Below are 19,056 nucleotides of genomic sequence, written 5' to 3'. Positions count from 1 at the left end.
GGCCGCGAAGGAGCCTCCGGCACCAACCGCTCAACGATCCCCACCACGAGCCCGAACCCTACCGAGCCATTCGAGATGACGTGTAAGTGGCTGTTGTCGTTCCGATCTTGATGGTCGCGAGTTCGAGGCCGCCGAACCGGTCGGGTGATCCCCTGGCCTTGATGGGTTTGGCGGTGGGGCCACCGGTCGTCGGTGTCGCCGACCCTCGAAGGTCGAGCGCCGGCGGCGGCCGGTAGGGTTGGGCACCATGGCCGACTGGACCGGGGTGCGTGATCGGGTTCTGGCTCTGGCTGCCGTGCCGGGCAGCGGCAAAGTGTTCGGGGCGGGGGCGCACGGCTTTGAGCTCGATGCCCCTCTAACCGCTGCCGAGGTGGCCGACCTCGAGGTGTGGCTCGACGTTGATCTGCCCGAGGACTATCGCTCGTTCCTTCTGCGTGTCGGAGCTGGCGGGGCCGGTCCGGCGTACGGCATTTTCCCGGTGCGGCGCGGCGGTTCTGCGGGCTGGCGCTGGGTCGGAGAACTCATTGAGGAGGCCGAGCCAGGAATGTTCGCGGAGCCGTTTCCGGGAGGGGCGGACCCGGAGGCAGCGGTCGCGATCCTGGCTGAGCGGCCGTTGCAGGACGACTTCGACGACCTCGCCGATCTCGACGCGGCGTTTGAGGCGTGGGAGGAGCGTCTGGGCGAGGTGCAGTACGATCCGCGCCGCACAGCCGGGGCACTTTGCCTGTGTGATGAGGGCTGCGGGAGGGCGGTCTGGCTGGTCGTCACCGGACCGGAACGCGGCCGAATGTGGCGTGACGATCGCAGCAGCGGCACGGATCTTCATCCGATGCCCGAGACCGACGGCTCCCCCTCGGACTTCGCCAGTTGGTACCTCGGGTGGCTCGTAGCCGCCGAGACTGCCTGCGACCTGGACCGATAGCAGGAAGCCTGCTGCCGAGCTTGGAGATCCGCGACTTGGCGCCCGTCACCCGGCTGGGGGATCTGCGGCCCGTGCATGCATGCAGACAGAGCCTCCTGCGCGGCCGTGGGTGTCGAAGTTGACGCGCAACAGGAGGCCTGATCTGGTCCAGGGCCGGGGTGTGGGGTCGGCTGCACGAGGAGATCCTGCACCGCCTCGACGATGCCGGCCTGCTCGACCTGTCCCGGGCAGTCCTCGACTCCGCCCACGTCCGGGCGAAAAAGGAGGCGGCCTCACCGGCCCGAGCCCGTGGACCGGGGCAAAGCGGGTTCCAAGAGGCACGTCCTGTCGGACGCGAACCGGCTGCCCCTCCTCGTCGGCCTCTCGGCCGCCAACACCCACGCCAACCAGGCCTTGAAGCCCGTGGTGCTGGGTCACCAAACGAGACACGACCCCCACCGTGGCCGCTATATCAAACCCCGGCGCCTGCACGCCGACAGGGCCACGACATACCTGAGCTGCGAAAATGGCTCCGCGGGAAACGCATCGTCGTCCGCATCGCCCGCAAGGGCATCGAGTCGTCAGAACGCCTCGGACGCCGCCGCTGGGGGGTGATCGAGCGGACTATGTCCTGGCTGACCGGCTACCGCCGGCTCAACCACCGCAATGAGCGTGTCTTCCCCGCCACTACCTAGCCTTTCTCAGCCTGGCCGCAGCCATCTGCTGCTACAAGCGACTCCTCTGCCTCACCACATAGGACACGGTCTAAGACGTCGTTTCTCATGGCTGTCAGAGCGGCATGAGAGCCTCCTGGCATGAGCTACGACCTTGCTGTCTGGGTAGGCGATAAACCGGCTGATGACAAGACCGCTGGCCGGGTCTTTGACGACCTGTACGACCGCTACATCGACAGCGAGGTGGAAGAGCCTCCGTCCGAGCGCATCGCGGCTTACGTGGCCGCGTTGCTTGAGCGGTGGTGCGACCCCACCGAGGACGAGGAGGACACCTCGCCCTGGTCAACCGGGCCGCTAATCGGCGCGGCCAGCGGCCCGCTGATCTACTTCCCCATGCGGTGGAGCATGGCGGAGGAGGCGTCGGCGTACGCGGCGGCCGTCGCGGAGTCCACGGGCCTGATCTGCTTCGACGTACAGCAGAACCAGCTCAGGCCGTGAGCAGAGCCGCCAGTCGGCGGTAGCCGATGAGGGCTGCGGCTACGCCGACGAAGGCGAGGAAGTGTTCGGCCTTGCGTTCGTAGCGACGGTGAAGTCGTCGGCAGCCGGCCAGCCAGGAAACGGTTCTCTCGATCACCCACCGATGCCGGCCCAGCCGCTGCGAGGACTCGACACCCTTGCGGGCAATGGGATGGCGATACCGCGCTCGCGAAGCCATCGGGGCAGGTGGTCGTAGTCATAGCCCTTGTCCGCATGCAGCTTCGCCGGCCTCCGACGCCGGGGACCACGGCGGGACCGGATCGGTGGGATGCCGCGCACAAGCGGCTCCAGACCCAGACTGTCGTGCATGTTCGCGCCGGAGATGCACGACAGCGGCAGTCCGTTCCGGACGCAGATCAGATGAATCTTCGATCCCAGCTTGCCGCGGTCGGTCGGATTCGGTCCCGTCAGCGGCCCCCTTTTGCCGCCCGCAGACTGACCGAGTCGATCGCGCACCGCGACCAGCCCAGCTCGCCCCGCGCTCGGAGTTCGTCAAGGATCACGCGGTAGAGCCTCGCCCAGACCCGGTCCCGGCTCCACTGGGCGAACCGGCGGTAGACCGTGGGCCAGGCCGGGCCGAACACCGGCGGCAACTGCCGCCAGGTGCAGCCCGACGTTGCCACGAAGATGATCGCCGCCAGAGCTTCGCGGTCACCGGCCCTGCGTCGGCCACCGCCCTGCGGACGTATCACCTCGGTCGGTGGCACCACTCGCCGGAACAGCGCCCACAACTCGTCTGGCACCAGTCGCTCCACGAGATCCGCCACGCACGGATCAATGAACGATCACGCCATAAGAAACCACGTCTTAGTCCGGGTCCCGGGAGATCGCCTCGATGCGCTCCAGGTGTTCCTCGCCCCACTTGCCGAGCGGCCCCATCGCATTGTTGAGGGAGTCGCCGAACCTGGTGAGGGAGTACTCCACCTTGGGTGGGACCTGCTGGTGGACCTCGCGGTGCACCAGTCCACTGGCCTCCATCTCGCGGAGCTGGAGGATCAGCATCCGCTCGCTGATGCCGGCCACCGTCCGCCGTAACTCCCCGAACCGCAGAGGTCCATCACCCAGCGAGAAGAGGATCAGCCCCTTCCATTTGCCGCCCATCACGGCGATGGCAGCGTCGAGTCCGCAGGTGTAGGTCCGCCTGGCCATCAGCAATCCCCCTTACAGAAGTGTTGGTACCGAACAGAATTGTAGGTACTTGTCGGAATGTGTGTGGCACTCCAGGATGAGTGAAGTGCCGTGACGGAAGCGCCTGTTGGCGGCCGGCGGCGCCACTCGACGCGCACCTGCGCAGGTGCCCGCGTGCTCGCGAATCACCGACTACCGGCTGGAGTAACTCATGTCTGACGACCAGGCCATTCCCACCCCCGTGACCGTGATCGGGCTCGGTTCGATGGGCCGAGCACTGGCCGAGGCGTTTCTCGGCGCAGGGCACCCGACAACGGTATGGAACCGTACGCCCGCCAAGGCGGCCCCGCTGGTCGCCGGGGGCGCCGCCCACGCCGGATCAGTGTGGGCCGCGGTGGAGGCAAGCCCACTGGTCGTGACCTGTCTGACCACCTTCGAGGACACCCGGTCCGCGCTGGAACCGGCTGGGGCGGCGCTGTCCGGACGGGCCCTCGTCACGCTGAACAGCGGTGCGCCCGCCGACGCCCGCGCGACGGCGGCCTGGGCTGCCGGTCACGGCGCCCGATTCCTGGCAGGGGCCGTCAAGAACGTGCCGGCGGCCGTGGGAGCGCCGGACACGCTGCTGTACTACGGCGGCGACAAGTCGGTCTTCGACGAGTACGAGACGACCCTGAGGGTGCTGGGCGGAGACACCGTCCACCTGGGATCCGAGACCGACCTCGCCGCGTTGTATGAAATGGCGGTGGGCGCGATGCTGCTGCCCGCGCTCGTCGGGTTCTTCCAGGGTGCCGCCGCCCTCCAGGCCCGGGGCCTTGAGGCGGACAGCATGGTGCGGTTCGCCGGCAAGTGGCTTGACATGATCAAGTCCCTGCTGCCGGGCTACGCCAAGGAGATCGACAGCGGCAACTACACGGACGCGGCCTCCTCCGTGGACATGTTTCTCGCGGGCGCGGCCCACGACAGGGCCTTGGGCGTGGAGGCGAACGTCGACACGACCTGGATCGAACCGCTGAACGACCTGCTGCGACGTGCGGTCGAGGCTGGCCACGGCGGCCACAGTGTCTCGGCACTGACCGAAGTGCTCAGGGGGGAGTCCTCCGGCGCACGACGACCGTCGTGACGCCTCCCATTCGTCTCGTCCGCGTCATCGGTACGAGGCGACCAGTCGGGCCAGGTGCCCGCCCGTGACCTCCAGGGGAGTGGCGCTGCGGGCGACCTTGGCCGCCAGTTCCGCGCCATCCAGGGTGGCGATCACCGTGTGGCCAGCTCCTCCGTATGGCGTGCTGGTGAGCCCGGCTGATCGTGGACTCGACCGCCCTCGAAGACACCGTGCGCACCAACTTCGACCTGGGCGACTACGAAACCGCGTGCTTCACCGCGATGAAAGCGGTCGAAGTCGCCGTCCGGAACGCCTCCGGGCTCGACAACCCGTAGGTCGGCGTGAAGCTGATGCGCGCAGCGTTCCAGCCGCACCAGAACGGCAAGGCGGGCGGCCCGCTCGCCGACGCCGAAGCTGAAGGCGGTGAGCAGGAAGCCGCCTCCGCGCTGTTCGCCGGCGCCCTGGGCGCGTACAAGAATCCCGCCGGCCACCGCACCGTCGACTTCGACGACCCGATCGAGGCGGCCGATATCATCCAGTTCGCCGACCGGCTGCTTCGGCAGGTCGAACGCGCCAAGCGCCCGCAGGCGGGCACAACAACGTAGAACCGCGGGCCTTCGTCTATCGGGGGTGGTGCTCCGCGGTAGTAGGTGCCTTCCGCTAGCACCGCGTCAGTCAGCTCGAACTGCTCTCGTTTCACTGTTCAGACGACTCGAATGCCAACGGGGCGGCTGCTGCGCGACTGGACGGCTGGCTGTCGGCGGCCCGGCCCGGACTCCGAGCATGGTGCAGGTGCGGATCGGTGGCATCGTCGGCAGCGCTGGCTGGGCCGGCGGTATGCGAGCCTCAGCGTGGACATCTCAACTGAGCGAAGCGGCATGAGACTATGCGGCCTGCCTAATCGATCTAGAAAGGATGCATCGATGCGCGCAATACTCAGAGCCCTGCTAGCGGCGGTCTTCTCCGTCGGGCTTCTCTTCACGGCAGGCACCGCCCCCGCCACAGCAGACGTGGTCGATAGAGATACCGCCCCCACCCTGCGCTTCCTCTCCTACAACATCTGCGGCGCTTCGCTGACCTGCAAGACCAGGAACGACGCGGAAAAGGTGGAATGGCGGAACGCCATCGTCCACGCGATCGACTACTGGGACACGGACCTGGTCATGTTCCAGGAAGTTTGTTACGGACAGTGGCTGATGCTGCGCGACCACCTCGCGAACCGTACCGGCGTCAAGTACGACACCACCTGGGGCGCATCGCTCCCGTCCTACTCCGGCTGCAAGCGGTGGGACCCCACACCGGCAACGAACGAGCCGGGTGAACTACGTTTCGGCCTTGCCATCTTCGCGAAGGGCGGCCCTGGCACGATCGACCTGGACACCAGGAGCGTCGACTTCCTGCCCGAGCCGCTACAGGCGGAAGACCGCATCCTGCTCTGCGCCAAGGCCACCGTGGACGCGCGTACCGTCCGCGCCTGCAACACTCACATCGACTTCAACGCGCAAAACACCACAGCCCAGACTGCTGCAGTAGCCTCGATCACCCGTGGTTTCGCCAACGCGGGAGACCCTGTGGTGCTCGCCGGTGACTTCAACCAGCGCCCGCAGCACGCCGACATGAATCCCCTCTACAACCACGGGGCGGACACCGAGGGTAAGCCTTCCACCGGTGTCCTTCAGGAGGTCGACGAGAACGACAAGAGCCAGTTCGCGTCTGGGGGCTGCGACCTGAGCGCAGACCGCTGCCGTAGCGGCGAGCCCACCGCCAGCGGGGAGTGCTCGGATGCCACCAAGAGCACTGCGAAGATCGATTACATCTTCCTGAGCTACTACTGGTTCACGACCGTACGAGGCGACGCTATGGAGTGCACGGACAAGGTGGCGGACCACCATCTGCTGCGGGGTGCTGCCGCCTGGGAGAACTAGGACGTGCTTAGAACTCGCTGACCTGCCTGGTTGGCCGTCCGGGGAAGTCGCGGGCGGCTATCCAGCTGGTGAGGTCGCGGGCGATGTCGTTGGTGCTGGTCGCCGTGGTGACCTCGTGCTCGTCGCGGGCGGTGTCACGGCGGACGACCTCGTAGCCGCCTTCATCGAGGACGGCCACGGAGGCGAACCAGACGGGGTCGTCCTCGTCGGGCTGGACGACCACATAGGTGTTGTCGGAGTTGTTGAGTTCGCTGATCTGCATGAACAGCGCGTCCTCGGAGGGGGCGTCGATGCGGTCGCTGTTCTCGCTGGAGGAAGACTGGCCGTACGCCGAGCTGGTGGGCGGGCCGCTCGACAGGCTGCTCGTCGACATCACCGGCTGGACCGCGGACACCATCGCCGACGGAGCCGCCCTCATCACCGAGGCAGGTGCGTTCGGCCCCGGGGGGCCGCGCCCTGTACGAGCCCCTCGCCGACGGAGCCCCGGCCCGTGGGAGTGGACGGGAGACACCCCCTAGCTCCGTCTCCTGGCGCCAGGGAGGCTGAGGCCGCAGCAGCGCGCCGGGGGTGCCTCACGTCCCGCGCTTTCGCGCGGTGGGCGCTTAACCTGACGGCTGTGGCTGCTGGCGAAGTCTCCGGCGCTGTCGCCCGTCCGGTCCCCTGCCTCCCCCCTGCCGGGGACCGGACGCATGCTGCTCGGGCACTGATCTTGTCTTGTAGGGTCGGCGCAGCCCGTGCCGGTATGGCGTGCGCGGGCGAGGCCCGTCGCCCAGGGGCAACACCCCGGGGGCAGTACCGTCGGGCCGCCCCCCAGCCTCCGCACCCTGCAGGGCCTGAGCCAAGATCGTTCTCGCCTAATTAGGCGAGAACGATCTTGGCTCAGGCGCCGTGTTCCCCCGGCGTGGTGCTCGTTGCGTATGGCATGGAGGCGATCAGCGAGACCGGCGTAGACGTGGTGTGGATGCGGTGCAAGGGGTGTTCGGGCGTGGGCCGGGTGATCCTGGCGGGTGAGTCGATGGCGGCGGTTCTTGCGGAGGCCGGCGCCCACGTGGCGGCCGCGCACCCGGACCAGAGCGCCGTGCAGCTCCTGGGGATGGAGACGGCCGACGCGGCGGTGTTCCGGGGGCCGGACCCTCGCCCCGACCCGGCGGCGTGGGTGACGGTCCTGAACACGAAGCTCACGCCCGACTTCTAGCCGCTGCGCTCGCGCGGCCGTGGACCCCCCGCGACCCTCTACCGTTTGTCGCCTCCGGACTCAGCGTCGAATGCCCGTAGGGCGGGGTCTAGTTCCTGGGCCGCGCCGCAGGTCGAGCACAGCCGGACGCCGGGCCGTCCGGCGGCGTCGAGCGCCCGGTCCAGCGACAGCCGGGGCGCGTTCGTCGGGGCCTCGCCGCAGTCGGCGGCATGCACCACGGCCTGCGAACGGCCACGCCGCCCGCCGAGGTTCTCCAGGACCCACCCGGAAGGCCGGCGGGGACCCAGGATCTGCTCGACGAGCGACGGCGGTTCGATCCGTTCGGTGGGTACGGAGTCGTACGACACACCGTCGACAGGCCTCAGGTGGTCCTGGGGGCGGAGCCACATCCGGTACTCCACGGGCTCGACGTGTCCGTCGGCGGTGTTCTGGTAGACCGGGATGGAGATGAGGTACACCCAGCCCTCAGGAAGCTGTCGGCGCGCGTACAGGCGCCCCACGATCTCCTGTCCGTCCGGCAGGACCACGCGGATGGGCACCGGCTCGAACCCGGGCTCGGGGGATGTCGTCACGTGACCACCGTAAACAGCCGGTCCCGCACCGTCACAGGACTGCGCAGGGGCACGGCGGGTGTTTACCGGAATGCAGATTCCGGTTTGGCCAAACAGGAGTCGTAAATCCTATAATTTCGGGCATGGAACCGGTGGAGTCACGCCTCAGCTGGACGTTCGTCACAAACCACGCCCGGATCCTCGCCATGATCTTTCGAGATCCGGAGATTCGGCTGCGTGACCTGGCCGGGGACTGCCGGCTGACGGAGCGCGCGGCGCAGGCCATCGTCACGGATCTGGAGACTGCCGGATACCTGACGCGCCAGCGTCATGGCCGACGCAACCACTACGAGGTGACACCCGGGACCTTGTTTCGCCACCCCGCCGAGGGGCGACACGAGATTGCGGACCTGCTGCAACTGCTGGTCGACCTCGACCAGACCGCCGAGGCGGAACCCCGCGGCACGAAGGACGGTGATCATCATGAGCGGGGCGCACCCGGGGGACCTGCGCGACACCTCGGCGCCGACTGACCGCCCACACCCGCACCGCTACAGGGCAGCGAAGGGACAGGCCATGCACACACCGCCCCCACGCTTCAGCGCGACAACGGCAGAAGGCGACGACGGCACTATGACTTCGCCGCCCCTGGCTGTGGTCATCGAGCCGGGCCCCCGGCGGATGCTGGCCCGCGTGTGCGGTGAGATCGATACGGACAACGCCCACGAGCTACGCCGGACGCTCGTCGCGGCCCTGGACTCCAGCGCCCGCGGCCTCGACATCGACCTGTCCGGCGTCACCTTCTGCGACTGCACCGCTCTGCATGTCCTGCTCCACCTGAACCAACTGGCCCAGCAAGCCGGGAAGACCCTCGTGCTGAGCGCCCTCGGCCCGCGGACCGCGCGCCTGCTGCAGATCACCCGAACCCATCACGTGTTCACCACGCCCGCCCATGTGCCACGCGTGGGCGCCGGCACTGACGCACCGACACCGCGGGGCCGCCAGATACCGGGCCTGCAGCGCCCCCCGGGCCGCGAGTAGGACGGCGGAGGCCACAGGAAGGACAGCACGGAAGGAAGCAAGCTGATGCGGTACGCGATCGAGGACGGCGTCCTGCACCTGGCACTCCTGCACGACCTGGACGTATCCAGCCGGGCGGCGGCCGCGTTGCACGTCGAGACGCTCCTGTTCACCCACCACCCGCGGCCTGTGCGGATCCAGCTGTCCGCCCCCGACCCCCTCACCCGCCTCCCTCAGTGTGCTCACCCGGGCCCGCCGCCTGTGCGAAGGCCTGGGCATCCCGCTGACCGTCGTCGGCCCCGCCGCAGCCCGCCTGCCCCACACCCCGGCAACGGCGCAACAGGCACACGCGGGGGAGATGGCCATGGAGCCGTACTGCCGCTGCGGGGCCCGCCCTCCGCGTTCCGGCAGAAGCCGAGCGGGTCCGGGCCGTGGGGTCTTCAGTCGGCCAGCCGGTCGAGCACCCACTCGCCGACTTCGGGGTCATGAGGGTGTGCGGGTCGTTGTCGCCGGAGAGCAGGAAGTCGTCCAGCTCGGACTCCTCCGGGGGCAGCTGGCCGATGCCTCACAATCCCGCCTACGAGCCGATCCTGGGCGACGACGCGGTCATCCTCGGCAAGGTCGTGGCTGTCCTGCGCACCCTGTAGGAGCCGCCGGGCGCCGCTGAACCCGGCTGCGCCGCCGTGAGCCGCAGGAGAAACGGTGGAGCCCCGGGCCGCGCTTCCGCGCGGGTTTCGGGGCTCCGGTGTCGGTGTCAGGTCAGCTTTGGAGGAGGGCCAGGCGGATGGCTCGCTCGACGTGGTTCGCGGCGTTCTCGTGGCCCGCCGCGTTGGGGTGGACCAGGGTGGCGCGCTTGTCGACGATGCCGCAGTTCAGCTTGCCGATCGCGGCGGGCCAGTAGCCTCCGGCGTCGCCGCAGAGACCCTCGACCCACTTCTCGTCGGTGGGCTGGCAGGCGTCGTGGCCTTCGCTGGAGGAGTAGATGTCGACGTACTGGTCGCCGAAGAAGTTGGAGACGCGCTGGATCGTGTTGTTCAGCTGCTTGAGCACGTCGTCGCGGAGCCAGTCGATGTCGGCGTGCTTGATGAGGCTGAGTTCGGTCAGGGCGAGGCGGTTGCAGTCGCTGCTGTCTTCGGGCAGGACGGCCGGGTAGCCGACGGTGATCACCTTGGCGTTAGGTGCGGCGGTGTGGACCTCGGCCAGCATCTGGATGTACTCGTTCTGGACCCGTTCGAGCTTGTCCTCGATGTTCTCCTCGCCCTCCGGGGGGTTGGTGTAGTGCTCGCGGCAGGAGCCGGAGACCTTGGCGCCCTCTTCGAGGCACTTGAGGAGCATGCCGCCGAAGGGCAGGCTGTTGCCGCCGACACCGATGGTGACGATGTTGGTCTGGTCGTTCAGGCCGGCCCGCTTGATCTGCGTGTCCACCGCTGGCCAGCCGGTCTCGGGCTGCTCGACCGGGCTGATCGGCTTCTGCTTGGTGGTGGCGATGTCCGTGATGACAGCTGCGCCGCAGCTGATGTTGGTCAGGTGGACGGGCTTGCCCGGCGGGAACTCGTCCAGCTCGTTCTGGACCAGGCTGGGGTAGGCGCTGCTGGTGCGGTCGCAGCCGTCACGGGACGCGTCGCCCAGCGCGGGCAGCGGGTCGCCGACGAAGACGCCGGCGGTGTACGAGTCGCCCAGCGCGGCCCATTCGTACTGGTCGGCCGCACCGGCCGAACCGAAGGGCAGGAGGGCGGACGCGGCCAGCGCGAGCCCCACGGTCAGGGCGCGCACGCGCGGGCGGGAGACAGGGTGTCGCACGGATGCTCCAGAGTCGGCGAGAGACGCCCGGGGACGGGACGCGACCCGGGCGAAGGCAACGTCCAAGATCATCCCGGCTGCGGAACCATCCGTTCCGCGAACCTGGCCGATCACCCACGATCGAGCTAAATGATCAGATCTTTCACGTTGCCGTGACCGCGCACGGATCGGCAGCAGTGCCGTCGGCGGCCCCGGGAACGTCGCCCTGAGCCGACACCGCTGTGGACGCTCACGTAACTCCCCAGCCAGAAGTTCACGATCTTGCCCAGGGTGATCCCGGAGTTCACCTCGTGGGCACCGTCCCTGGAGGGGAGCGTGGGCGCTCAGCCCCCTGTGTCCCGCCTCGGTTGAACGCGCTGATAGAACCCCGTCATGACGTACCGATTCACTGCTCGTGTCGCCACAACAGAGATCGACCCTGACGGCTACTTCACCGAAGCTGCTCTCGCCGAGGGGGAGGACGGAAGCGGCTTCATCCTGATGTTCATGGCAGGCGAGGACGACCCAGATGATCAGGAGGTCGCCTTGGGCATGGACACACACTGCCTGGTCACAGCCGGGCAGGGAACCGCGTACGGCTGTGTACGCGAAGCCGTGCTGACGGGCAACGTCCTCCGCGTCTCGCTCAACCCTGATGCACTGGAGGACCTGCGGTTGAGCGATAGCGAGATCGAGGCCGTCATCGAAGCACCGGCCGAGGACGTCATCCTGTTCCGTGAAGTCCTCGCCCAGGTGCTCGCCTACGGGCGCGCGGACGCTGTGCCCATTCGTGTAGCCGTCTGAGCCGGCCACTGGACCGGGCCCGGGGGTGGGGAATTACGTGAAGCCGAAGACGCGATCCGTGGGGAATTGCGTGACCGTCGACAACCGCGGGAGCCGAACGGATCGGCCCGCCGTCAGGCAGCCCGCCGGGTTGCCTCGTCCGCGGGTGCGCCGCGAACGCCGGTGAACGGCTCAAGGCCTGCACTGGCTGGCACTGACATTGATGCTGATACTCAGGTTCCGGTGGTCGTGGCTCGGGCACTGACTGACGCCCTGCTGGGTTGTCCTCAAGGTGTTCTGTCCGGCCTCCGGAGCCTGTTCTCATGGCTCCGGCCGGGCGGAACATGACCCTGATAGGAGCCTGGCGGGAAGCCTCCTCAATGTCCTGTCTGCGCCCCCGGCCGGTGCCGTCCACCGGTTGGAAGGCGTCATCGGAATGACATCAGTGGTCGCAGCGGATGCCGCGGACCAGTACGTGTTCGGCGGGGTCGACTCCCACGCCGACACTCTCCACGTCGCGGTCGTCAGCGACAACGGTGGCCACCTCGCGGACGCCGAGTTCACCACCGCCGCAGCCGGATACGCGGCGGCCCTGGCCTTCCTGAACGCGCATGGCCAGGTGGTCGCGGTCGGCGTGGAAGGCACCTCGTCCTACGGTGCCGGCGTCACTGCCGCCTGGGTAGCCACTGCGCGACCGTGAGGGCAACAGTGCCCCGTCCCGGCCTGCAGTGAGCCAGGCTGCATCGTTCTCGTGCAGGAACCGACCGCTCAGGCCCGTCATATCCATTCGCCGATCGCGGCGACCAGGACGGTGGCCTCGAAGCGGACCGCAAGCTTGTCGAACCGCGTCGCCACCGCCCGGTTGCGCTTGAGTCGGTTGATCCCGCACTCGACCGCGTGCCGGGCCTTGTAGCCCTCGCGATCGAACGCAGGAGGCCGCCCACCGCCCTTCCCCCGCCGTTTGCGGTGAGCGGCCTGGTCGGCAGGCTCCGGAATCGTGCACCGGATTCCCCGCTTTCGAAGGTAGGCCCGGTTGGCGCGGGAGGAGTACGCCTTGTCGCCCCGCACTCGCAGCGGCCGGACACGGGGACGGCCGAGTCCGGTGCGGGGCACCCGGATGCTTTCCAGGACAGCGGTGAACTGAGGGCTGTCACCACGCTGACCTGCGGTGACCAGCAGAGATAGCGGCCTTTGGCCTTGCTCGCAGGCCAGGTGGATCTTGGTGGTGAAGCCTCCCCGGGACCGGCCCAGGCCGTGGTCGTCGGGCTCGGCACGGGTTCCGCCCGGCGGTTCCTTCTGGGCCTGGCCGTCGCGGCGGGCGCCCGCGGCGTGCTGATGGGCTCGGCAGATCGTGGAGTCGACGTTGACCTCCCACGTGATCAGCCCGGCCGCATCGGCACGGACCTGCAACCGGGTCAGCAGTTCGGGCCAGGTGCCGTCACGCTGCCAGCGACGGAAGAGTCCGTAGACCGTCTGCCACGGCCCATACTCCGACGGCAGATCCCGCCACGGAGCACCGGTCCGCACCCGCCACCGGATCCCATCGATCAGCCTCCGCTGGCCCAACGACGGCCGCCCCAGCACCGCGATCGGCAACAGCGGCTCCAGCACCGCCCACTGCCTTGTCAGAAAGATCCCCTCGCCCCACACCGCGATCATCACGTTGCGGGGCGCGGAGCAGAGCCGACTTTCAAAGCACGACCTAGCCCGGCACCGGTCGCTTACGGGGTCGCCGGGCGGCGAGGGGTGGCGGTGAGGATGAGGATCGCTTGGTCGTCGTCGATGTCGCCACCGTGGGTGAAGGTGTGCAGCGCTGTGATGATGCCGTCGATGATCTGCTGGGGGCGGGGGTGGCCGGGGAGGTCGGCTACTGTCTGCGCGATCCGCTGGTCGCCGAACATTTCGCCGTCCTGGCGGCGGGCTTCGGAGATGCCGTCGGTGTAGAGGACCAGGCTCTCGTGGGGGCGCAGGTGGAGGTGGTGCGGTGTGACGTGGGTGTGGGGGGTGACGCCGAGCAGGAGCCCCTTCGCGTCGAGGCTGTGCACGGTGTGGGGGGCCTGCCGGTGGAGGGGAGCGTTGTGGCCGGCGCGGACGAGTTCGATGTCGAGGCCGTCGGCGGTGGGGGTGAGCTGGCCGTAGACAAGGGTGACGAAGCCGGTTCCGTGGCTGCTCGGCCTGTCGGTGAGGGCTTCGTTGACGGCCTGTACGACGTCGGCGGGGCCCGGGAGGCGGGAGGCGACGGCGCGGGCGGTGTGGCGGACCAGGGCGGTGGTGGTGGCGGCGATGGCGCCACGGCCGCACACGTCGCCGAGGAGGAATGCCCACCGGCCGTCTTTGAGGGGGAAGACGTCGTAGAAGTCGCCGCCGATGTCGAGTCCTTCGCCGGCCGGGCTGTAGTAGGTCGCGACGTCGGCGCCGGGTACGTCGGGCAGGTCGGGCAGGAGGAGCCCGGCTTGGAGATCGCGGGCGAGGGCGGCCCGGTGGGTGTACTGGCGGGCGTTGCGTGCAGCTGAGGCGGCGCGGCGGGCGAGTTCCTCGGCCAGGGCGACGGTGTGGCCGTCGAAGCTGTGGTCGCCGGTGGACAGCAGGGTGACGGCGCCGAATGCCTGGTCGCGGTCCATGAGGGGGACGCACAGGTAGCCGGTGACATTCAGGTCGTGCCAGGGGCCGGGTCCGGTGGGAGTGCGCCGGGCGACCTCGGTGGTGCCGGAGGCCAGGACACGGGCGACGGCGTCGTCGGCGGCGTCGTAGACGGGGATGTGGGAGGTGAGCAGGTCCCGCGCGCCTTGGGTGGGGGCGGCGGCGGCGATGCGGCGCACTCGGCCGCCCTCGATGAGGTCGACCGTGCACAGCGGGGCCAGCTTCGGTACGCAGGAGCCGGCCAGTTTCGACAGCGCCTGGGCGGCGTCCAGGTCGGAGGTGAGCGCGCTGCTGGCCTCCAGGAGGAAGGTGAGGTCGTCGCGGGCGGCCTTCTCCCGTGCCTCGGCCGCTCTCCGGGCCTGCTCCGCGTGGTGGCGTTCGATGGCCAGAGCGGCGGTGTCGGCGAAGACCCTCGCCAGGGCGAGGTCGGCTTCCTGAGGTGTGCGCGGGGTGCGGTGGTACATCGCGAAGGTCCCGAGCAGGGCGCCGTCGCGGGCCAGGATCGGGGTGGACCAGCACGCGGCGAGGCCGGCCTGGTCGGCGAGCGCCCTGAAGTCGTCCCAGAACGGGTCGATCGCGATGTCGGTGACGGTCACGCGCTGGCGGCGGTGGGCCGCGGTGCCGCAGGAGCCGACGCCCTCTCCGGTGGCGATGCCGTCGATGGCCCGGTTGTAGAAGTCGGGGAGGCTGGGTGCTGCCCCGTGCCGCAGGTGCCGGCCGTCGGGGTCGGCGAGCAGCACCGACACCAGCACTTCCTCGGGCGCGAGGGCCTCGATGGCGCGGGCCATGCCGTCCAGCACGTCCGGCAGGGGGGCCTGGCGGGCGATCTGCTCCAGTAGCACCCGGTGCTCGGCCGTCAGCCGCTGGGCGTGCTTGACCTGGGTGGTCTCGACCCCGACCACCCGCACGCCCATGACGTTGCCGCCCGCGTCCAAACGGGGCTCGTAGGTGAAGCTGAAGAATCCCTCCCGGGCATGTTCTCCCTCGCCGAGCAGGACGCGGGCGTCCCGGGCGGTGTGGGGTTCGCCGCTGCGGTAAACCCGGTCCAACAGCGCGATGAAGCCCTGCTCGACGAGTTCCGGCATCAGCTGCCCGAGCGGCAGCCCGGTCTCGGTGCGCTGGCCGCCGATCGCGGTGAAGAAGGCGTCGTTCGCCGTCTCCAACATGTGGGCCGGCCCGGCCAGGTAGGCGAAGATGGCAACGGAGTCGCCGAACAGCGCCCGCAGATCATGATCCGCGCCTTCCCGAGCAGCGGTGCGCGCTCCCGCCGTCCCGGCAGGTTGGGGGGCCTGCTGCCCCGGAACGCGCGTCATGAACTCCGCCTCTCCCTCGGCTGTGCCGACTCGTCTGTACCGGCGGCCACGATGTCACGCCGTTCCGTACCCGCCGCAAGTGCCCGTTCCCTGTCGGGGTACACGTCGAAGATCTGGTCCAGGCCGGTCACCGCGAACAGCCGGGCCACAGGTGCGGGCACGCCCGACAGGCGCAGCACTCGCCCCTGATCCGTGAGCCGCTGCCTGAGGCGCAGCAGCGCACCGATACCGGAGGAGTCACAGAAGGCCAGAGCGGCGCAGTCGACCACCACTGGCCCCGCGCCCCGCCTCTGGGCCAGCACCTCGTGGCCGGCCTCGTCCAGCTGGACCATGCTGTCGAAGTCGAGCTCACCACGCAGCGCGAACACCACTCCCCGCTCCTCCTGCGCGACCTGCACCGAGAACACCCGCAGCTTCCTCCCTACGAAGCAACCGACGGCGACGGCTCCCATCGTAAAGAAACCGGTAGACAGGCTCCGCATGCCCCGGCGGGTTCCTCTTCCCCGGCCCTACGCCACCTGCCTGTCGTCAAACGATCGTTTGACGACAGGCAGGCGATGCGTCCAATGAACCCGCGCAATCAGGGGGGCTCACGGCTGCCCGAATCCAATCGGACCCGATGCTGATTGCTGACAGGGTTTGACGACAGATAAGGGTCCGATCCTCCGTACGAAAGGGGCCCTTCGGTGGCGAACCTGGTCTACAAGCGGGTCTCGACCGACCAGCAGTCCACCGCCCGGCAGGACCTCGTCCTGGCCGAGGCCGGGATCGAGGACCCGGTCGTCTTCGAGGAGGACCCGGGCACCTCCAGCCGCTTCCACCCCCTCCAGCGTCCGAAGTTCGGCGAGCTGCTCACCTACGCGCGGCCGGGCGACACTGTGCACATCTCTGAGATGTTCCGCCTCGTACGCGGAACCGGCCACATCCTCGACGTGCTCGACGTCCTGCACCGCGAGGTTCTCCGGCTCCGCCGGGGCAGCCCACCGGGGATGCGGCTCCTTCAGGTTGCAGCCCAGGCGGGCGACGATCCGGCCGTCGGCGGTCTCCTGGAGGTCGGCCTCGGTCATCGCGTCCATGAAGCGGGTCGAGCCGCAGATGGCGACGATGACCGGCAGGCCGAGGCCCCGCTTCGCGGAGATGAGCGCCTGCTCAGGGCTGAGTAACTGCTGCTGGGACACTCGTGTTTCTCCATCTGTGGGTTAGAGCGGTTCGGCGGCGTACGTGGCATCGCTGAGGGGGACGTCGGTCAGCTCGAAGGGCTGCGGGTGGCCGTCGACCGGGTAGGTCACGATGGTGCCGGGCGGACGGGTGGAGGCGTAGTGGACGGGCGTGCCGTCCGGGCCAGTGGTACGCAGCAGGGTGTAGCGGCGCAGCTGGCGTTGGGCCTCAGCCAGGGCGGTGGCGGCCGAAGCGCGGCGGGCTCGCAGGCGGGTGCAGGCTGCGGTGGCCAGAGTGATGACGCCGGTAGCGGCCAGTGTGCTGAGCACGCCGGGCACGGCGTCGGTGACCAGGGACAGGAGGAGATCTCGAGGAGACAGCCGGGCAGACCTGGAGTGGCGGGCCGGGCTGACCCTGAAGGACCAGGTTCCTAGCCGCGCAACCCCCTTCTCACCTGCCGCTGTTCGCTTCAGGGTCGAGCGCCCGCGGCACATCGTCGTCGGCGCCCCAGCCAGTCGGGGGCGTCGCGAGCGCCGTCGGCGCATCCCCGGCTTCCCAGTTCAGCGGGCCAGGTCGTTCGTCCCTGGTTCGGGGAGGCGGACGTTCCGGCGAGTTGTCGGAGTGCCTCTTGGAAGGGGGGCACGTTTTCGCTGGCCATGGAGTAGGCGATGGCTGGCTTAGACGTCGCGGTCGAAGGCGTGGATGGCGCTGGTGGATCGGGCACGCGGCGGGCTGTGACGGTGCGGGGGGTCGATTCCTCGGGCACGGTCCAGCAGGGTGTGTCCGACCTTGCCACCCAGAACGCGGCAGACGATGGTCTCGTCCGTCTCGTCAAGCGCGCCGATGATGTGGAGCCCGAATGTCTCGCCGTACGGCGAGGTCGACTGAGCCGTCCGTCGAATCCGTCGAGGCCGGAGCACTCGAGCCTCGGGCACGGGTGGCATGGCGTCGACGGTGGCTCGGGAACACTGGGGCGCCAGGCCGGGGACGTGGCTGGGCCCCGACCCAGGGGGAGGGAGTCGGGGCCCAGCTGAGCCGCGAGCCGTGGCCGGCGGCGGGATGTGCGGTTCAGCGGTGGCGGAGGGTGTCCTTGACGTCTTCCTTGGCCTGGCGGGCGTTGCCCTTGGCCTGGTCGGCGTGTCCTTCGGCGGTCATCCGCTCGTTGCCGAGTGCCCGGCCCGTCTTCTCCTTGGCCTTGCCCTTGGCCTGCTGGGCCTGTGCCTTGGCCTTCTCGGTGCCCGACATGGGGACCTCCTCGTGTAGTACCGGATTGGTCGTGACCACCGCCTGCTCAGGATTCCGGGGCCTAAACCCGCGCGGCTCGCCGGCGGCCGGCGTCAGATCTCTCCCGATTCCCCGAGGTGGTCAGTCGTCCCGAGGTGGGGGGTGAGGAGCCGGGCGCGCGCGTTATGCCCACCTGCGTCGATAAGAAACAACTGGCAATCATGCGCATGGGTGAGGGGTGGTAGGGCATCCGGTGCTTCGGAGGTTGATAACTATGGTTCCCCTGCTTCTTGTTCTTCTGCTCGCTCTGATCCTTTTCGGTGCCGGTTTCGCGGTGAAGATTCTCTGGTGGGTCGCGATCGCCGTCCTGGTGATCTGGCTGGTCGGCTTCGTTGCCCGGCCCAAGAACAGCAGCGGCCGCTGGTACCGCTGGTAGCACGGCCGCTCCTGGCGTAGTTCACGGTTGGCATGACGGTGGCCGTCCACACCCGCTCGAATGGGTCTGGACGGCCACCGTCATGCCAGGAGAGTTGCTTTTCCGGCTATCCGGTGAAATCCGATGCTGCGGGTAGCCGCATGAGGGCCGGGGCGGTGGCCGTCACGCAGCAGGGAACCTGCTCACCTCCACAGAACGGCGGCCGTCCCGGCCCGAACCGAATAAATGCGGACGTGTAGCGGCGCGAACACGGGCAAGTCGGAGTCCAGGCCGGAACGAGAGTTCCGTCGCATATGTGATCTATCTGAAGAAGGCCGGTCGAGAATTTCATTCCCGATCGGGTTTCCGTTCACGGAGGGAAGTTCGAATGACTGAGAATGTGTGGGGCTACCGCGAGACGTCCGGTCGTACGGTCGGTGCCGACTTGACGGGTTACAAGGTCGAGGCGGCCGACGGTTCCATCGGCAAGGTCGACAAGCACTCCGACGAGGTCGGTTCCTCGTTCATCGTGGTCGACACCGGCCCGTGGATCTTCGGCAAGGAGGTTCTTCTGCCGGCGGGCACGATCGACCGGGTCGACGCGCAGGAGGAGAAGGTCTACGTCGGCTGGACCAAGGACCAGATCAAGGCCGCCCCGGAGTTCGAGAAGGACAAGCACCTTGGCAACGAGGATTACCACCGGCAGGTCGGCGA

At 68.7% G+C, this 19,056-nt stretch carries 23 protein-coding genes and 4 pseudogenes; 17 read left to right on the top strand and 10 right to left on the bottom strand.

What is annotated here, in order from left to right; genetic code table 11:
• Positions 1-247 precede the first annotated feature (247 nt).
• The 3 genes and pseudogenes from AMK27_RS39795 (at position 248) to AMK27_RS39780 (ending at position 2,073) form a co-directional block, all read left to right on the top strand.
• The gene (locus AMK27_RS39795) at positions 248-922 is read left to right on the top strand and encodes an SMI1/KNR4 family protein (protein WP_073919277.1); all 675 of its coding nucleotides are present in this window, start codon (positions 248-250) and stop codon (positions 920-922) included.
• Between the two features lie 109 nt (positions 923-1,031).
• Positions 1,032-1,658 (top strand): annotated as a pseudogene (locus AMK27_RS43185) (IS5 family transposase); the annotation flags it as partial.
• A gap of 58 nt (positions 1,659-1,716) precedes the next feature.
• Positions 1,717-2,073, top strand: a complete 357-nt coding sequence (locus tag AMK27_RS39780; RefSeq protein WP_073919276.1) for a hypothetical protein — start codon at positions 1,717-1,719, stop codon at positions 2,071-2,073.
• On the opposite strand, the pseudogene AMK27_RS42200 reads toward AMK27_RS39780, so the two are convergent.
• Positions 2,063-2,867: pseudogene (locus AMK27_RS42200) on the bottom strand (IS5 family transposase). The gene AMK27_RS39780 and the pseudogene AMK27_RS42200 sit on opposite strands and share 11 nt — an antisense overlap.
• A gap of 52 nt (positions 2,868-2,919) precedes the next feature.
• Positions 2,920-3,261 carry a winged helix-turn-helix transcriptional regulator gene (locus AMK27_RS39765; RefSeq protein ID WP_073919273.1) on the bottom strand — a complete coding sequence of 114 codons (342 nt, stop codon included), beginning with the start codon at positions 3,259-3,261 and terminating at the stop codon, positions 2,920-2,922.
• A gap of 190 nt (positions 3,262-3,451) precedes the next feature.
• On the opposite strand from AMK27_RS39765, the gene AMK27_RS39760 reads away from it, so the two are divergent.
• The 4 genes from AMK27_RS39760 to AMK27_RS39750 all read left to right on the top strand — a co-directional run bounded on the left by AMK27_RS39760 (position 3,452) and on the right by AMK27_RS39750 (position 6,264).
• Positions 3,452-4,360 (top strand): NAD(P)-dependent oxidoreductase, encoded by a 909-nt coding sequence (locus tag AMK27_RS39760; protein ID WP_073919271.1) that lies wholly within the window; start codon positions 3,452-3,454, stop codon positions 4,358-4,360.
• Positions 4,361-4,542: 182 nt separating this feature from the next.
• Entirely contained in the window at positions 4,543-4,674 is a 132-nt protein-coding gene (locus tag AMK27_RS44630; RefSeq protein ID WP_241847791.1) for a TIGR02391 family protein, read from the top strand.
• A gap of 6 nt (positions 4,675-4,680) precedes the next feature.
• Positions 4,681-4,944 (top strand): TIGR02391 family protein, encoded by a 264-nt coding sequence (locus AMK27_RS44425; RefSeq protein WP_073919270.1) that lies wholly within the window; start codon positions 4,681-4,683, stop codon positions 4,942-4,944.
• Between the two features lie 318 nt (positions 4,945-5,262).
• A complete protein-coding gene (locus tag AMK27_RS39750) occupies positions 5,263-6,264 on the top strand; it encodes an endonuclease/exonuclease/phosphatase family protein (RefSeq protein WP_073919268.1) in 1,002 nt (333 codons plus the stop codon).
• 7 nt (positions 6,265-6,271) lie between these two features.
• Here AMK27_RS39750 and AMK27_RS39745 read toward each other — a convergent pair whose 3' ends face one another.
• The gene (locus AMK27_RS39745; protein ID WP_073919335.1) at positions 6,272-6,637 is read right to left on the bottom strand and encodes a hypothetical protein; all 366 of its coding nucleotides are present in this window, start codon (positions 6,635-6,637) and stop codon (positions 6,272-6,274) included.
• Between AMK27_RS39745 and AMK27_RS43180 the strand changes: the two genes are divergently transcribed.
• The gene (locus AMK27_RS43180) at positions 6,525-6,782 is read left to right on the top strand and encodes a hypothetical protein (protein ID WP_198956029.1); all 258 of its coding nucleotides are present in this window, start codon (positions 6,525-6,527) and stop codon (positions 6,780-6,782) included. The two genes, AMK27_RS39745 and AMK27_RS43180, sit on opposite strands and share 113 nt — an antisense overlap.
• A 386-nt stretch (positions 6,783-7,168) precedes the next feature.
• Positions 7,169-7,459, top strand: coding sequence for a hypothetical protein (locus tag AMK27_RS39740; protein ID WP_143204946.1), 291 nt, complete (start codon positions 7,169-7,171; stop codon positions 7,457-7,459).
• 38 nt (positions 7,460-7,497) lie between these two features.
• On the opposite strand, the gene AMK27_RS39735 is transcribed toward AMK27_RS39740, so the two are convergent.
• Positions 7,498-8,031, bottom strand: coding sequence for a DUF6233 domain-containing protein (locus AMK27_RS39735; RefSeq protein ID WP_198956024.1), 534 nt, complete (start codon positions 8,029-8,031; stop codon positions 7,498-7,500).
• Positions 8,032-8,153: 122 nt separating this feature from the next.
• Here AMK27_RS39735 and AMK27_RS39730 point away from each other — a divergent pair, with 122 nt between their 5' ends.
• From AMK27_RS39730 to AMK27_RS42190, 3 genes and pseudogenes are all read left to right on the top strand, one after another.
• Positions 8,154-8,543 carry a helix-turn-helix transcriptional regulator gene (locus tag AMK27_RS39730; RefSeq protein WP_073919265.1) on the top strand — a complete coding sequence of 130 codons (390 nt, stop codon included), beginning with the start codon at positions 8,154-8,156 and terminating at the stop codon, positions 8,541-8,543.
• Positions 8,544-8,643: 100 nt separating this feature from the next.
• Positions 8,644-9,051 (top strand): STAS domain-containing protein, encoded by a 408-nt coding sequence (locus AMK27_RS39725; RefSeq protein WP_158076971.1) that lies wholly within the window; start codon positions 8,644-8,646, stop codon positions 9,049-9,051.
• 533 nt (positions 9,052-9,584) lie between these two features.
• Positions 9,585-9,677: pseudogene (locus AMK27_RS42190) on the top strand (transcriptional repressor LexA); the annotation flags it as partial.
• Between the two features lie 112 nt (positions 9,678-9,789).
• Here AMK27_RS42190 and AMK27_RS39720 read toward each other — a convergent pair.
• Positions 9,790-10,830 carry an SGNH/GDSL hydrolase family protein gene (locus AMK27_RS39720; RefSeq protein WP_241847788.1) on the bottom strand — a complete coding sequence of 347 codons (1,041 nt, stop codon included), beginning with the start codon at positions 10,828-10,830 and terminating at the stop codon, positions 9,790-9,792.
• Between the two features lie 372 nt (positions 10,831-11,202).
• Between AMK27_RS39720 and AMK27_RS39715 the strand changes: the two genes are divergently transcribed.
• Complete coding sequence (locus AMK27_RS39715) at positions 11,203-11,613, top strand: Imm10 family immunity protein (RefSeq protein ID WP_073919262.1); 411 nt, start codon at positions 11,203-11,205, stop codon at positions 11,611-11,613.
• 415 nt (positions 11,614-12,028) lie between these two features.
• Positions 12,029-12,292 (top strand): IS110 family transposase, encoded by a 264-nt coding sequence (locus AMK27_RS39710; protein ID WP_143204945.1) that lies wholly within the window; start codon positions 12,029-12,031, stop codon positions 12,290-12,292.
• A 77-nt stretch (positions 12,293-12,369) separates the two neighbouring features.
• Here AMK27_RS39710 and AMK27_RS39705 read toward each other — a convergent pair.
• From AMK27_RS39705 to AMK27_RS39695, 3 genes are all read right to left on the bottom strand, one after another.
• Positions 12,370-13,240 (bottom strand): IS5 family transposase gene (locus AMK27_RS39705; protein ID WP_241847787.1). Its coding sequence is split into 2 segments (ribosomal slippage): positions 12,370-13,212 and positions 13,214-13,240, totalling 870 coding nucleotides; the frame shifts between segments, so codons are not numbered across the junction.
• A 73-nt stretch (positions 13,241-13,313) separates the two neighbouring features.
• A complete protein-coding gene (locus AMK27_RS39700) occupies positions 13,314-15,545 on the bottom strand; it encodes a GAF domain-containing SpoIIE family protein phosphatase (RefSeq protein WP_073919259.1) in 2,232 nt (743 codons plus the stop codon).
• Entirely contained in the window at positions 15,542-16,027 is a 486-nt protein-coding gene (locus tag AMK27_RS39695; RefSeq protein WP_079188800.1) for an STAS domain-containing protein, read from the bottom strand. The genes AMK27_RS39700 and AMK27_RS39695 overlap by 4 nt, the downstream gene beginning before the upstream one ends.
• Positions 16,028-16,231: 204 nt before the next feature.
• On the opposite strand from AMK27_RS39695, the pseudogene AMK27_RS39690 reads away from it, so the two are divergent.
• Positions 16,232-16,516 (top strand): annotated as a pseudogene (locus AMK27_RS39690) (recombinase family protein); the annotation flags it as partial.
• Between the two features lie 228 nt (positions 16,517-16,744).
• Here the strand turns inward: AMK27_RS39690 and AMK27_RS39685 are convergent.
• Both AMK27_RS39685 and AMK27_RS39680 read right to left on the bottom strand, forming a co-directional pair.
• Complete coding sequence (locus AMK27_RS39685; protein WP_143204944.1) at positions 16,745-17,032, bottom strand: hypothetical protein; 288 nt, start codon at positions 17,030-17,032, stop codon at positions 16,745-16,747.
• A gap of 739 nt (positions 17,033-17,771) precedes the next feature.
• Positions 17,772-17,948, bottom strand: coding sequence for a CsbD family protein (locus AMK27_RS39680; RefSeq protein WP_073919258.1), 177 nt, complete (start codon positions 17,946-17,948; stop codon positions 17,772-17,774).
• Between the two features lie 253 nt (positions 17,949-18,201).
• On the opposite strand from AMK27_RS39680, the gene AMK27_RS39675 reads away from it, so the two are divergent.
• Both AMK27_RS39675 and AMK27_RS39670 read left to right on the top strand, forming a co-directional pair.
• Entirely contained in the window at positions 18,202-18,363 is a 162-nt protein-coding gene (locus AMK27_RS39675; protein ID WP_073919256.1) for a hydrophobic protein, read from the top strand.
• 367 nt (positions 18,364-18,730) lie between these two features.
• Positions 18,731-19,056 (top strand): PRC domain containing protein (locus tag AMK27_RS39670; RefSeq protein WP_073919326.1); only part of this gene is annotated, 326 nt, incomplete at its 3' end.

Origin of the sequence: Streptomyces sp. CB02009 (assembly GCF_001905825.1) — a bacterium.
Classification (GTDB): domain Bacteria; phylum Actinomycetota; class Actinomycetes; order Streptomycetales; family Streptomycetaceae; genus Streptomyces.
This window is presented reverse-complemented; position numbering and strand designations above follow the sequence as displayed.

Bases quoted from the DNA above. Each gene is read 5' to 3' on its own strand.
- AMK27_RS39675 (WP_073919256.1), top strand. From the start codon at position 18,202: ATGGTTCCCCTGCTTCTTGTTCTTCTGCTCGCTCTGATCCTTTTCGGT.
- AMK27_RS39730 (WP_073919265.1), top strand. From the start codon at position 8,154: ATGGAACCGGTGGAGTCACGCCTCAGCTGGACGTTCGTCACAAACCAC.
- AMK27_RS39795 (WP_073919277.1), top strand. From the start codon at position 248: ATGGCCGACTGGACCGGGGTGCGTGATCGGGTTCTGGCTCTGGCTGCC.
- AMK27_RS39745 (WP_073919335.1), bottom strand. From the start codon at position 6,637: ATGTCGACGAGCAGCCTGTCGAGCGGCCCGCCCACCAGCTCGGCGTAC.
- AMK27_RS39765 (WP_073919273.1), bottom strand. From the start codon at position 3,261: ATGGCCAGGCGGACCTACACCTGCGGACTCGACGCTGCCATCGCCGTG.
- AMK27_RS43180 (WP_198956029.1), top strand. From the start codon at position 6,525: ATGAACAGCGCGTCCTCGGAGGGGGCGTCGATGCGGTCGCTGTTCTCG.
- AMK27_RS39760 (WP_073919271.1), top strand. From the start codon at position 3,452: ATGTCTGACGACCAGGCCATTCCCACCCCCGTGACCGTGATCGGGCTC.
- AMK27_RS39710 (WP_143204945.1), top strand. From the start codon at position 12,029: ATGACATCAGTGGTCGCAGCGGATGCCGCGGACCAGTACGTGTTCGGC.
- AMK27_RS39715 (WP_073919262.1), top strand. From the start codon at position 11,203: ATGACGTACCGATTCACTGCTCGTGTCGCCACAACAGAGATCGACCCT.
- AMK27_RS39750 (WP_073919268.1), top strand. From the start codon at position 5,263: ATGCGCGCAATACTCAGAGCCCTGCTAGCGGCGGTCTTCTCCGTCGGG.
- AMK27_RS39700 (WP_073919259.1), bottom strand. From the start codon at position 15,545: ATGACGCGCGTTCCGGGGCAGCAGGCCCCCCAACCTGCCGGGACGGCG.
- AMK27_RS39725 (WP_158076971.1), top strand. From the start codon at position 8,644: ATGACTTCGCCGCCCCTGGCTGTGGTCATCGAGCCGGGCCCCCGGCGG.
- AMK27_RS39680 (WP_073919258.1), bottom strand. From the start codon at position 17,948: ATGTCGGGCACCGAGAAGGCCAAGGCACAGGCCCAGCAGGCCAAGGGC.
- AMK27_RS39695 (WP_079188800.1), bottom strand. From the start codon at position 16,027: ATGCGGAGCCTGTCTACCGGTTTCTTTACGATGGGAGCCGTCGCCGTC.
- AMK27_RS39780 (WP_073919276.1), top strand. From the start codon at position 1,717: ATGAGCTACGACCTTGCTGTCTGGGTAGGCGATAAACCGGCTGATGAC.